This is a genomic window from Methylocaldum gracile (genome assembly GCF_053646815.1).
The window spans coordinates 1,501,590-1,514,229 of sequence record NZ_CM132196.1 but is presented as its reverse complement, the minus strand read 5'-3'; the positions used below and the strand labels follow the sequence as shown (position 1 = coordinate 1,514,229).

At 59.7% G+C, this 12,640-nt stretch carries 15 protein-coding genes; 6 read left to right on the top strand and 9 right to left on the bottom strand.

Translation table 11 applies throughout. The features are described from left to right. Position 1: 1 nt before the first annotated feature. The 5 genes from ACWJJK_RS06660 to ACWJJK_RS06640 all read right to left on the bottom strand — a co-directional run bounded on the left by ACWJJK_RS06660 (position 2) and on the right by ACWJJK_RS06640 (position 2,873). Positions 2-505 (bottom strand): beta/gamma crystallin domain-containing protein, encoded by a 504-nt coding sequence (locus tag ACWJJK_RS06660; RefSeq protein WP_156879789.1) that lies wholly within the window; start codon positions 503-505, stop codon positions 2-4. 12 nt (positions 506-517) lie between these two features. Further along, positions 518-613: a small membrane protein YohP gene (locus ACWJJK_RS06655; RefSeq protein ID WP_442777790.1), complete on the bottom strand. Its 96-nt coding sequence runs from the start codon at positions 611-613 to the stop codon at positions 518-520. Between the two features lie 67 nt (positions 614-680). Further along, positions 681-1,823 carry a Do family serine endopeptidase gene (locus ACWJJK_RS06650; protein WP_454128769.1) on the bottom strand — a complete coding sequence of 381 codons (1,143 nt, stop codon included), beginning with the start codon at positions 1,821-1,823 and terminating at the stop codon, positions 681-683. Positions 1,824-1,968: 145 nt separating this feature from the next. Then, on the bottom strand, positions 1,969-2,364 hold the full coding sequence (locus tag ACWJJK_RS06645; protein WP_133718174.1) for a c-type cytochrome: 396 nt from the start codon (positions 2,362-2,364) through the stop codon (positions 1,969-1,971). After that, a complete protein-coding gene (locus ACWJJK_RS06640; protein ID WP_454128768.1) occupies positions 2,337-2,873 on the bottom strand; it encodes a c-type cytochrome in 537 nt (178 codons plus the stop codon). The genes ACWJJK_RS06645 and ACWJJK_RS06640 overlap by 28 nt, the downstream gene beginning before the upstream one ends. Positions 2,874-3,065: 192 nt before the next feature. Between ACWJJK_RS06640 and coxB the strand changes: the two genes are divergently transcribed. The 5 genes from coxB to ACWJJK_RS06615 all read left to right on the top strand — a co-directional run bounded on the left by coxB (position 3,066) and on the right by ACWJJK_RS06615 (position 8,325). After that, complete coding sequence (gene coxB / locus ACWJJK_RS06635; RefSeq protein ID WP_454128767.1) at positions 3,066-3,794, top strand: cytochrome c oxidase subunit II; 729 nt, start codon at positions 3,066-3,068, stop codon at positions 3,792-3,794. Between the two features lie 87 nt (positions 3,795-3,881). After that, positions 3,882-4,181 (top strand): putative quinol monooxygenase, encoded by a 300-nt coding sequence (locus tag ACWJJK_RS06630; RefSeq protein ID WP_156879786.1) that lies wholly within the window; start codon positions 3,882-3,884, stop codon positions 4,179-4,181. A 150-nt stretch (positions 4,182-4,331) separates the two neighbouring features. Then, on the top strand, positions 4,332-5,429 hold the full coding sequence (locus ACWJJK_RS06625; protein ID WP_086134168.1) for a sodium:calcium antiporter: 1,098 nt from the start codon (positions 4,332-4,334) through the stop codon (positions 5,427-5,429). 10 nt (positions 5,430-5,439) lie between these two features. Next, positions 5,440-7,962, top strand: a complete 2,523-nt coding sequence (locus ACWJJK_RS06620; RefSeq protein WP_156879785.1) for a cbb3-type cytochrome c oxidase subunit I — start codon at positions 5,440-5,442, stop codon at positions 7,960-7,962. 6 nt (positions 7,963-7,968) lie between these two features. Further along, on the top strand, positions 7,969-8,325 hold the full coding sequence (locus ACWJJK_RS06615) for a hypothetical protein (RefSeq protein ID WP_077730591.1): 357 nt from the start codon (positions 7,969-7,971) through the stop codon (positions 8,323-8,325). Between the two features lie 127 nt (positions 8,326-8,452). Here the strand turns inward: ACWJJK_RS06615 and erpA are convergent, their stop codons facing one another. Next, a complete protein-coding gene (erpA, locus tag ACWJJK_RS06610; protein ID WP_156879784.1) occupies positions 8,453-8,788 on the bottom strand; it encodes an iron-sulfur cluster insertion protein ErpA in 336 nt (111 codons plus the stop codon). Between the two features lie 103 nt (positions 8,789-8,891). On the opposite strand from erpA, the gene ACWJJK_RS06605 reads away from it, so the two are divergent. Beyond that, complete coding sequence (locus tag ACWJJK_RS06605; RefSeq protein ID WP_077730589.1) at positions 8,892-9,215, top strand: DUF2845 domain-containing protein; 324 nt, start codon at positions 8,892-8,894, stop codon at positions 9,213-9,215. 69 nt (positions 9,216-9,284) lie between these two features. On the opposite strand, the gene ACWJJK_RS06600 is transcribed toward ACWJJK_RS06605, so the two are convergent. From ACWJJK_RS06600 to mtnA, 3 genes are all read right to left on the bottom strand, one after another. Beyond that, positions 9,285-9,689: a septal ring lytic transglycosylase RlpA family protein gene (locus ACWJJK_RS06600; protein WP_086134128.1), complete on the bottom strand. Its 405-nt coding sequence runs from the start codon at positions 9,687-9,689 to the stop codon at positions 9,285-9,287. 242 nt (positions 9,690-9,931) lie between these two features. Then, entirely contained in the window at positions 9,932-11,206 is a 1,275-nt protein-coding gene (gene serS, locus ACWJJK_RS06595; RefSeq protein WP_086134127.1) for a serine--tRNA ligase, read from the bottom strand. A 232-nt stretch (positions 11,207-11,438) separates the two neighbouring features. Beyond that, positions 11,439-12,473: an S-methyl-5-thioribose-1-phosphate isomerase gene (gene mtnA / locus ACWJJK_RS06590; protein ID WP_156879783.1), complete on the bottom strand. Its 1,035-nt coding sequence runs from the start codon at positions 12,471-12,473 to the stop codon at positions 11,439-11,441. Positions 12,474-12,640: the final 167 nt, after the last annotated feature.

Sequence of the window (12,640 nt, the reverse complement as noted above, 5' to 3'; positions counted from 1 at the left end):
ATCAGCGGCGCGGCAAACAAGTCACCCGCAGCGACTTGATATCTTCGAAAATCCCCAGCCCGCTGCGTCCCCGTCTTTCCCCCAAGTCGGGGATTTGCTGTCCTGGTTCGAACGACAGGCTATGGTCTTCGAAGTCTTCGTCGTCGAAGGCGGTTACCTGGGCGCGCGGTCCGACTATGACGCTTTCCAGGCCGGTCCAGCGGGCGCCGAACGGACCTTTCATGGTGCGCATCTCGACCGGGCCGACGATGTTCAGTTGAATTCCGGTAAAACGGTCGCCCGTGTAGAACTGTACCCAGCAACCGTCGGCGACCCGCTCGGCGCTGAATGATCCGGGCACGATCAGGACCGTCGGCAAAGCGCTGGGCTCCTCCGTAATCGGCGGGCGAGCGCGGGTATCGGGCGCGGAGGGAGGCACGGACTCCCTGGCCGTCACATTCAGGCCCGCCACGGCGGACAGCGCCCCGGCCACAATCCCGAACCGAAGGCGCCTAAATTTCCGCATGCGACGCTCCGATCAGAAAATGAGCATAAGAATCCCGATCACGACCAATAACCCGATCAGGAAGATGATGCCGATCGCGCTGCCCAAGAATCGCAAGATGCTGCCCATGTCCATGTCTCCGCGAGTGAAATAGAGTTTCGTCCATAACCATTGAGACAGCCGCTCCGAGGTTTCCTCACCGCCGCCGGGCCGGTGGTTGGGCTATCCGGGCCGTCGCCGTCCGCTGTTGGCCATTTCGGAGGAAATCCAGCTTGATTTCGGAACCGACTCGAAGCAGGCCGATAATATTGCGCAAGCTGCTGGCATTGGCCACGGGAGCACCATCGACCGCCACCACGACGTCGCCGGGACGCAGCCCCGCTTGGGCGGCAGGCGAATCCGGCTGAACCTGGGCAATCACGGCGCCGCCGCTCCGCTCCAGGCCCAAGGCTTTCGCCGACTCGGGAGTCAAATCCTGGACTCCGATCCCGAGTTGACCTCGCTGAACTTCGCCGTACTGGACGATCTGCTGCATGACGGCTTGGGCGAGATGGCTCGGGATCGCGAAACCGATGCCGACATTGCCCCCGGCCGGGCCGACGATGGCGGTATTGATCCCGACCAGTTCCCCATTCAGGTCGACTAGGGCGCCGCCGGAATTGCCGGGATTGATCGAGGCGTCGGTCTGGATGAAGTCTTCGTAGCCTTCGATGCCCAAACCGGAACGACCCAGCGCGCTGACGATGCCGGAAGTCACGGTTTGGCTCAAGCCGAAAGGACTGCCGATAGCCACCACGAAATCTCCGACCCGCAAGGATTGCGAGTCGCCGAACCGCAGAGCCGTAAGGTTTTTCTCGTCGATTTTGACGACCGCCACGTCGGTCTCGGAATCGGCGCCCACCACCGTAGCCTCGAAATCCCTTCCGTCCTGCAGGGTCACGGTCACTTGGTCGGCATTGGCGATGACGTGGTGGTTGGTGAGGATAAGCCCGTTTTCGGCGTTCACGATCACGCCGGAGCCGAGGCTCTGCTGTTGCCGTTGGCGCGGCGGCATGTTCGGCAAGTCGAAGAACCGTCTGAAAAACGGATCGTTGAACAGCGGATTCTCCTGCACGTTCACCGTCGAGGTCGTCGAAATATTGACCACGGCGGGCAATACGGCTTCCAGCATGGGCGCCAGAGTCGGCCTGCCGCTTTGTCCTATGGCGGCGCCGGGATTGGACGCCTGGTAGGCCGCTGCCGGCGCTTGCGCAAGTCGCGGTGCCGGTACGGGCTCGCATCCCGCCGACATCATGATCAGAACGGCGCCAAGAGCGCAAAGTCGGCCAAGCCGTTCCATGGAGTTCCTCCCGCAGTGTGCTTCTCGAGTCGGGACGTCACTTTTTAGGTCGTTCGATACCGTAAAAGTTCTCGGGCGGATTTTCTCTCTTCCGCCTGCGCGTGCATCCTCGATTCTCGAGCTAGAGCGCCGACCGCCTGCGGGATCATTTCAGGCTGAAGAGATACGCCGCCATGTCCCATGCGTCATGCTCGGTCACACCCAAGTCGGGCATGGCCGTGCCGGGCGATATCCGCTGCGGGTCCCGAAGCCACAGAACCAGGTCGTCCGGAGTGTTGGGCAGAACGCCGGCGATGTAGATGCGATTGGCCCAAGCGGTCAGGGGCGGCCCGGCCAGACCCTTGGCGCCGACGATGCCGGGAATGATGTGACAGGTCGCGCAGGCATATTGCTGCAAGGCGATCCGCCCTCGGGCCGGGTCTCCGCCGGTGACGAACAAGGGCTGATCGGCGCGGCCGCAGGCATTCAGCAGAGCCAGTGCCGCGAAGAGTCCGCCCGCTCCTTTGATTCTTCTTATCGCCCGCCGATCTTTCGATCCCATTCCGCGTACTCCTTCGGGGAAAACTCCGGCAACCGTTCTACGAACGCCACCACCGCCCACAGCTCCTCCTCGTCGAGGCGATACTGCCAGGCAGGCATGCCGGTCATGCGGATTCCGTTGGCAACCACCCAATAGATGTATTCGGCCGATTTTTCGCGCGCCGTTTGTGCCAGATTGTTGGGCAGCGGCAGCATCCCCTTGCCGGCATCGTCGGGAGGCACACCCGGCGCGCCATGGCATTGCGCGCATTTGTCCCGGTAAATGCGGAAGCCGCGTTCCGCCAGGAGCGGATCGTCCAAGGGCGGCGCCGCGATGCCGCCGAGGCGGGCCGAGACCGACCGATCCAATGCGAAATCCAGCATCTCGTAAACCGGCCAAGTGTGTTGATAAATGGCAGCGACGTTGTACACGCCGGTGAGAACGACGATGGCCGCGCCCAATACTCCGAATCCACCCAGGATGACGAGAGTGATGAGCGCATGGATCAGAAACTTTCGGGAAGGTGCCATGGTCTCTTGTGAGTACGCTCCAAAATTCGAGAGAACGGCGCCAGCCGCACGGCTCGATATTCGGCCAGGGGAGTGACCGATGACCATCGGGAATGGAACGTCTTCCGACGCTATAGCATTTTCGACTCTCCGCACTGCGGTTAGTGCCGGCTGTCGATGCGTTCGGCCGGACGGCCCGCGTTCCGCCATGCCATGACCGCCCGTCTTGGTTCGGCCTTGCTCCTGGCAACGCTGCCGGCATCCGCGGGTGCCGGCCTTCAATCCGCCATCGATCCGCATTCGCCGACCGCATCCGAAATTGATGCCATCGGCTGGCTGCTGTACTGGGGAGCCGCGGTCATTTTCGTTTTGGTCATGGCGCTGACCGTTTATTCGATGTCCGGATCGGAACGCGCCGGCCGCTTGCTGGGCCATCGCCGAGCAGTCCTTATCGGCGGCCTCGCGTTTCCCGTGGTCCTGTTGTCCGCGCTCTTGGTCTATACGCTGAGAATCGCCGGGGATATCGTCACCCTGTCGGAACCTCCGGCCCTGCGGATCGAGGTCGTCGGCGAGAAGTTTTGGTGGCGGGTGAATTACCTGACCGAGGCGGGCCATGTCGATGTCGCCACCGCCAACGAGATCCACCTTCCGGCCGGTCGGCTCGTGGAATTCAGACTGCGCACCGCCGATGTCATCCATAGTTTCTGGCTGCCCAACCTGGCCGGAAAAGTCGACATGATTCCCGGCCGTATCACCACGCTGCGTATCCGACCCGACCGGCCGGGCCTGTGGCGCGGGCAGTGCGCCGAGTATTGCGGCGCCCAGCACGCCAACATGGCCTTCCTGGCGGTGGTCGAAACGCCGGAGGATTTCGATGCCTGGCTTACCGCCCAGCGTCAGCCCGCGCGTCCGCCGGCGGCTTATTCGGAGAACCGGAGATGAACGCGGTTCCGGGATTGTCGAACATCTCCGTCCGCAGCGTCCCTGAAATCATGGATCGCAACCGGCACTCCGATAAAGGAGCGAAACATGGCAAGCAAACCCGTGACGGTTATCGTTCGAATCGTAGCCAAACCCGGCATGGAGGCGCAGGTCAAGCGGGAGCTCATGAACCTCCTCGCCCCGACCCGCTCGGAAAAAGGCTGCATGAATTATGACATGCACCAGGCTGCCGATGACGATTCGCGTTTTCTCTTCCATGAGAACTGGGCGTGCGAGGAGGACCTCAGAAGGCATCTCGACGCGCCACATATCAGACATTGGATTACGCTGGCCGAAACGCTGTTGGCCGAGCCGATGGAGCTTACTCTCTGGCACAAGGTTGGTTAGATGCGCCGCTCGGTGTATGCGACGGCAGCACCGCCGGTACCGCTTTACGGAGGACAGCGCAAGAGCTGAATCTTCGAGTGGATTTCACGGATGCCGGCCGCGGCGCTTCCACGCGCATCGGCCGACGGCTTATTTGGAGAACCCGAGCTGATGCCTTTCGATTTCAAGAATTATTCGCTCTGGCTCAACATCGTGATGTTCGCGGTTTCGGCAGGCATCGTCTGGATTGCCGGCACCAAGGTCTCGCACTATGCCGATGCCATCGCCGAGCATACCGGCATCGGCCATGCAGCAGCCGGATTGATCCTTTTGGGCGGCATCACTTCGCTGCCCGAGGTCGCGGTCACGGTCGCCTCGTCCGCCGCCGGCAATGCGCCGCTGGCAGTGAACAACATCCTCGGCAGTCTCGCGATCAACGTCGTCATCCTGGCGCTGGCCGACGCCGTCATCGGGCGGGACGCTCTGACTTCGGTGATTCCCGATCCGGTCGTGATCTTGCAAGGGGCACTGGGCGTACTGCTGCTCGCTCTGGTGTCCGCGGCCGTGATCGTGGGCGACACGGCGTTCCTCGGCATCGGCGGTTGGGCGTGGAGCATTCTCCTTTTTTACTTCGGGTCCATCTGGATGCTCGCCAAATCTCAGGGCCGCTTTCCCTGGCGGCCGGACGGGCTGGGCTGGCATCAACGACGCGCTCCGAAGCGTCCCCATCAGGGACTTGAGGGACAGCACAGAGGACATCCGGCCCAACGCGACGAAACGGAGGAGGAACCCGAACGTCCGTTTGGAAAAATTCTCGGCAAGACGGTGCTTGCCGGTTTGGCGATTCTGGTGGCGGGCTATGCGCTATCGCGTTCCGGTGAAACCCTCGCCGAGCAGAGCGGGCTGGGCTCGAGCTTCTTCGGCGCCGTTTTTGTCGGCTTTTCGACCTCCTTGCCGGAAGTCAGCACCGTACTGGCGGCGATGCACCTAGGGCGTTATCTGATGGCGGTTTCCGATATCTTCGGCACCAATCTGTTCAACGTCGGCATGATTTTTTTGATCGATGCCGTCTATCCGGACGGCCCGGTGCTGAACCAGGTGGGACGGTTTTCATCTTTCGCGGCCCTTTTAGGGATTGTCGTGACGACGCTGTACATCGCCGGTTTGGTCGAGCGCCGGGATCGGACGATCCTGCGCATGGGCTACGACTCGCTGGCCGTGCTCTTGACTTATCTCGGCGGGATATTCCTGCTGTATCGATTGCGCTGAGGAGACACGGATGGACCGGAATCAGGAATTTCCGAACCCTGTGCCCCGCCCGGACGAAGAGCTTTCCCTGCTCAAGAAGATTTGGCGGCCACCCTCGGGCTGGAACTTCATCACCGTCGTCAACAACGAGTACATCGGCATCTTCTACGTCGGCACGGCCTTTCTGTTCTTCTTGCTGGCCGGCGTGCTGGCGCTCCTGATGCGCACCCAGCTCGCGGTGCCGGAAAACGATCTTCTGGGGCAGGACACCTATAACCAGATCTTCACGATGCACGGCACCATCATGATGTTCCTGTTCGCCGTGCCGGCGGTGGAAGCGCTGGGAGTTCTCATCCTGCCCAACATGCAGGCGGCGCGCGACCTGCCCTTCCCGCGGCTGTCGGCCTACGCCTTCTGGGCTTATTTCGCGGGTGGGCTGGCGTTCTTCTGCAGCCTGTTTTTCGACTTGGCGCCCAAGGGCGGCTGGTTCATGTATCCGCCGCTGACCAGTTATCAATTCTCGCCCGGCGACAACTCCGATTTCTGGCTGCTCGGCATCGGCTTCATCGAAATCACGGCCATCGCCGCGGCCATCGAGATCGTGGTGGGGGTGCTGCTCAACCGCGCGCCCGGCATGAGCCTCGATAAGATGCCGATCTATTGCTGGGCCATGCTGGTGTTCGCCGGGATGATCATGGTCGCCTTCCCGGCGGTGATCCTCTGCACCGCGCTTCTGGAGCTGGAGCGCAGCTTCGAGTGGCCGTTCTTCGTAGCGGAGAAAGGCGGCGACCCCTTGCTCTGGCAGCATCTCTTCTGGTTTTTCGGTCACCCGGAGGTCTACATCATCTTCCTACCGGCCGCGGGAATCGTCTCGATGATCATACCCACCATGGTGCGCAAGCACTTGGTAGGATACCGATTGGTGGTGCTGGCCCTGGTGGGCACGGGTTTCCTGAGCTTCGCCCTGTGGGTGCACCATATGTTCGCCGTGGGACTGCCGCAGATTTCCATGAGCTATTTCTCGGCGGCCAGCATGGCGGTGTCGGTTCCGAGCGGCATACAGGTGTTCGCCTGGATCGCCACCATTGCGGCCGGACGCTTGAAACTCACGGTGCCGGCGCTGTTCACCCTGGCTTTTTTGTTCATTTTCGTGCTGGGCGGGCTGACCGGGGTGATGGTGGCGATCGTGCCCTTCGACTGGCAGGTGCACGACACCTATTTCGTGGTGGCGCATCTGCACTACGTGCTGTTCGGCGGCATGGTGTTCCCGCTGTTCGGCGTGTTCTATTACTGGGCGCCTTATGCGAGCACGAAGCCTCTCTCGGAAAAACTGGGCCGCTGGGTGTGCGGATTGATGTTCATCGGCTTCAACACGGCGTTCTTCCCGATGCACATCACCGGGCTGCTGGGTATGCCGCGGCGGGTCTATACCTATTCGGCGGAAGTCGGCTGGGACACCCTCAACCTGATCTCGACTTTCGGCGCTTTCCTCATCGGTGCCGGCGTTCTGGTGTTCCTGGTCGATCTCATTCGCAACTTCCGACCCTTCCGTCCGGAAAAGGCGGGCAACGTCTGGGATGCAGGCACCCTCGAATGGCTGCCCGGCGGCGATTACGCCATGCGCAGCATTCCCATCGTCGAAAGCCGCGAGCCGCTTTGGGATCAGCCGAATCTGGCGGAGGACGTCGAGGCCGGCCGCTATTACCTGCCGGGCGCGCCTACCGGCGCGCGCGAGACCGTCGTCACCAGTCCCATCGATGCCCGGCCTCTGTACATTTTGCAGATGCCGGCAGGGAGCTGGTTCCCGGTGTTGGCGGCCTTCGGAACGGCGGCGTTCTTTCTGCTCCTGACGGTGAAGGTAGTGGTGCCTGCACTGTTCTTCGGCGTGTTCGCCATCGCCATGATCATCCGGTGGGCATGGGAAACCGACCCCGGCCCCAGCCACCCTCCCGTGGACATCGGCGGCGGCATCAAGCTGCCGGTCTACGTGACCGGCCCCATGTCGCATTCCCGGTGGGCCATGGTCGTGCTGATGATAGTCTCGGCCTCCCTCTTCGCCTGCCTGATCTTCTCGTATTATTTCCTGTGGACCGTAGCGCCGGGGTTCTGGCCCAAGGGCGGAGAATCGCTGCCGGAAGTGGCTTATCCGCTCGCGGCGGGAGGCCTTTCGGCATTCAGCAGTGCTGCCATTGCCTACGCCAGCCGCGCATTGAAATCGAACAGGTTCTGGACGGTGCGCCTGGCCATGCTTTTAGCCGTCCCCCTGCTCGTCGGTGCGTTGGTGGCCGAGCTGTGGGGCCAATGGCAGATAGGCCTGCGGCCGACCGATTCCGGCTATGCCGCGATCGTTTATACCGTCATCTCGATTCAGGGATTTTTCGTTACCGTGGTGGTCATCATGGGCCTCTATACCTTCGCCCGCTCGGTGTGCGGACTCATAAACCGCGAACGCCGGGCCACTTTCGACAACACCATGCTGTTCTGGCATTACACGGTCGTTCAGGGCCTGATTGCATTAGCCGTGGTCCATCTGTCTCCGCGCTTCCTGGGGTGAACCGCCATGGCTGCCGCACTCCACTTCGTCACAAACACGCTTCGGATGCTCTCGGGCGTCTTGATCTGGGGTGCCCATTTCGGGGTTGTCTACATCGCCACTGCCCTGGTGTGTGCACGGGGGGTTCAGAATTTAAGCTGGCTCGGGGTGGGCATCGTTGCATGGATGGTCACCATTGCTACGGTGATGGCGATCGCGGGGATTCTGATCATACTTGTCCCCGCCTGGCGGAATCTTCACCGGCACCGCCCGCAGTCCGCGACACCCGCTTTCATCGACTGGATGACCGTCTCCTTCGGGGGGCTGGCACTGCTGGCGATCGTATGGGTAACGTTTCCGGTAATGCTGGTGCCGATATGTTAGCCCTGATTTCCAGCACCCGTTCGTCTGCAATCCATCGGCGTGCTTGGCAGCCACGAAGCGGACGACCCAATACGCGTGGAATTGGTCCCCTACCGGCACTTTGCGAAAGTTTTTGGAACGAGAACGCTTAAACCGAGAAGGACGAACCGCAACCGCACGTTGTGGCCGCATTGGGATTCCGAATAACGAATTGAGATCCGGATAAGTCCTCGGTATAGTCGATCTCGGCACCGGTCAGATATTGGATGCTCATGGAATCGATCAAGACAATGACACCGTTCTTCACAATTTGCGTGTCGTCTTCGTTGACCGTGTCATCAAAAGTAAAGCCATATTGAAAACCTGAGCAGCCGCCGCCGGTAATGTAAACCCGCAGCTTCAGGTTATCGTTTCCTTCATCGGCTATCAGTTGGCTCACCTTGGCCGCAGCGCTGTCAGTAAATTTAATAGGCTCTTCGCTCATACAACTCGTAACCTCGGTACGCTTATCGATCAAACGCCATTATATGATTTTTTCCGAGAGTTTCGGTCAAGAATAACCGCTATCCATAACTTGATGGTCATTTATGAAAAAAAGGATTCTTTTTCTCGGTCTGTATCTGAGCTTATCCGCACCGTCCGCCTGGGCCCTACGCTGCGGCTCTCTACTGGTAGACACTGGAGATTACAAGCTCGAGGTGCTTCGCAAGTGCGGCGAGCCCGTATTCACGGACTCCCGCATCGAGCTCAGGTATGTGAAATTGTACGGTTCGGGCTTGGAGTTGGGGCAATACGTGCCGGTCATGATCGACGAATGGACCTACGACTTCGGTCCGAATCGGTTCGTGCAGCTGCTTCGATTCGAGAACGGCCGTCTGGTGGATATAGAATCCTTGGGCTACGGCCGATAACCGGCACGCTCAAAACCGTTTTCCTACGGCGAAAAATAAAAATTGCCCTCATCACGGATGAGGAGCAAATCAACCGTCTCCCGGTTGGATCACCTCAAGCTTCACTTGAGCGAGTCCCGCTCTTATGAATCCGAGTTCCTTGGCCGCGCGCCGCGAGAGATCGAGCAGACGCTTGTTCGCGGGATCGCCGCGGTCGTTCACGCGCACCTCTATGCTGCGGTTATTGCTGAGATTGGTCACCCGGAGCCGGGTACCGAATGGTAGCGACCGATGCATTGCGGTGAGGCCGTTCCGGTTGTAACGCTCGCCGCTGGCCGTCCGCCGGCCGTGGAAACGATCGCTGTAGTACGATGCAATGCCTTTTTGAGAGCTTGCAAGGCTTTTTGGACTTGCCGTTCTGGCATGACCAACAGTACAGGAAGACGCCAGATAGATCGACAGAAGGGAGTTAGCAATCAGTCGAAGCTTCTGCATCCTTCACCTCCATATTGGTTATTTTAGGAACGATGCCGTTTCATAATAAACGATGCTTCTAAAAAGGCCAAGTTTTTATCGAAATGGTTATATCGTCATGCGCCGTTCTGCGATGCGGCTCACGCCTTGGCGCAGATCCCGTCGCGCAACCAACCTGAAAATGAATAGCCCGCGCTCCTGTTTCAACGGCGCGGGCATTCGAATTCAAATATGACTGTTTTGAGAGCTTCTCAGTTTTTCGCTCAGCCGATTGCTTCAACCCCACCCATGTACGGAAGCAAGACCTCCGGAACTCTGATCCGTCCTTTTTCATCCTGATAGTTCTCCATCACGGCAATAAGGGTGCGGCCGACAGCGAGTCCCGAACCGTTCAGGGTATGAACCAGCTCGGGTTTACCCGTTTCGGCATTCCTCCAGCGCGCTCTCAAGCGTCGCGCCTGGAAATCCCGGAAATTGCTGCACGACGAGATTTCACGGTAGGCATTCTGTCCCGGCAGCCAAACCTCGAGATCATAGGTTTTGGCCGATGAAAAGCCCGTATCGCCGGCGCACAAAACCATTCTTCGAAACGGCAGCTTCAAGCGCTTGAGAATCTCCTCCGCATGGGAGGTTAGCTCCTCATGGGCACGCGCCGAATCGTCGGGCCTTACAATCTGCACCAGCTCGACTTTTTCGAATTGATGCTGGCGTATCATGCCGCGTACATCCTTGCCGTAGGAGCCGGCTTCGCTGCGGAAACACGGCGTATGGGCAACGAATTTCAAAGGAAGCGTTTCCGCGGCCAAGATTTCGTCGCGGACCAAATTGGTAACCGGCACCTCGGCGGTCGGAATCAGATAGAACGCCGGTTCGCGAACGAGCTTGAACAGATCTTCTTCGAATTTCGGAAGCTGCCCCGTGCCGCGCAAGCTTTCCGCGTTCACCATGAACGGCACGTAGGTCTCGGTGTAACCGTGCTCTTGCGTATGAATATCGAGCATGAATTGGGTCAAGGCCCGCTGCAAACGAGCCAGAGGACCTTTCAGGGTGACGAACCGTGAACCCGTAATTTTGACGGCCGCCTCGAAATCGAGACCTCCAAGCCGCGTTCCCAAATCGACGTGGTCGCCAGGTTCGAATCCGAACTGCGACGGCTCGCCCCAGCGATGGATCTCCACGTTGTCCGCATCGCTCCGGCCATCGGGAACGTCGGCATCCAAAATGTTCGGTATGCCGAGCAGCAAGTCTTCCAACTTCGCTTGAATGCCTTCCAATTCCCCTTCCATCCGTTTGAGGTCATCCCCCAAATGCTGCATCTCCGCAAGTATAGGCTGGATATCCTCTCCTCTTGCCTTGGCCTGGCCGACCAGCTTGGAGCGCGTATTGCGTTCGTTCTGCAACGCCTGAGTGCGGCCCTGTATTTCCTTGCGCTGGTTTTCCAACTCGCGAAATACTTCGGTGTCCAGCTTGAACGAGCGCCGCGCCAATTGCGCTTCGACCTCATCCAATTGAGTGCGGAAAAGACGTGGATCTAACATCGGTTATCCTTGGTGAGATTTGGGTGAATCTGGATCAAAAACTATCTACGGCGCGGGCGAACCCGCCGGAGATTCGAACGGATTCATCGGCGCCGTGGTGCATAGCGAAGGCGGGTATCAAACTGCTTGAGTCTTCAGATAAGCTATTTCACGAGAAGAGACGGACAAGTAGCTTCGATCGAACCCGCTAGCTTCGCGTCTTGTCAGCGCACGGACAGCCGAAAATACGAACTCATCCGGCATCCGCCAGCACTTTCATGGCCTGACGATTCGGATTCCGCACAATACCCCGCTCGGTGACGATGCAATCGATCAATTCGGCCGGAGTCACGTCGAACACTGGATTCCACGCTTTTATAACACTGCTCGGCCGCGCGAAATATTCGTTCAGCAGTTCGCTCTGGGCCCTTTCCTCGATCCTAATGCTCTCGCCGGACTCTGTCCGCCAGTCGATGGTGGACGTCGGCGCAACCACCATGAATTTCACGCCATGGTGGCGAGCGGCAACGGCCAAGGCATAGGTGCCGATCTTGTTGGCGGTATCTCCGTTTGCGGCGATGCGGTCGGCTCCGACTGCGATCCACTGGATCGCACCCGATTTCATCAAATAGGCGGCAGCGGAATCGGCAATCAAAGTCGCGGGTATGCCGTCCTGCTCCAGCTCCCAGACAGTCAGCCTAGCCCCCTGTAGCCACGGACGGGTTTCGGTCGCGAAGATGTTCGTAACGCCCTGTCGGTAGGCACTTCGAACTACCCCGAGCGCCGTACCGTACCCACCGGTCGCAAGTGATCCCGTATTGCAGTGGGTCAAAACCCCGCTGGCCCCGACGAGCAGGGAGGCTCCCAAGTCGCCCATCGTTCGATTGGCAGCGATGTCCTGGTCATGAATGGCGCGCGCGGCTTGCAACAGATATGGCTCCGGATCACCTTCGATCGTCCCGATCTCCGATCGCATACGGTCAAGGGCCCAGAACAGATTCACGGCAGTGGGACGCGAACTGGCCAACTCGGCCAAATCCGCTTCGATCGCCTCTCTCCAGTTATCCGGATTTTCCCGATACCGTTGACGCGCCGCCAACACGACACCGTAGGCGGCGGAGATACCGATGGCGGGAGCTCCGCGCACGCGCATAGAAGCGATTGCCTCAGCGACGCCTTGAGCACTGTCGAATATCTCGTATTCGACCACGCTCGGCAACCTGCGCTGATCCAGCACGCGGAGCCCGCGCTCGCTCCACTGCAGGGCACGGACCGTATCGTTAGACATTATGGGTGCAGAAGATGAAGGCATTTGGATTATTGAAATCAGGCGATTGTCAAAGAACCCCCGACTCGCGGGTGTTGTCGGGCCGGGCCGGTGCGGCTAAACGTCCATGCATTTTAAGATGGTCCAGCCGACAAACAAAGAATTCGCGCGTGCGCACCGAGACTTGG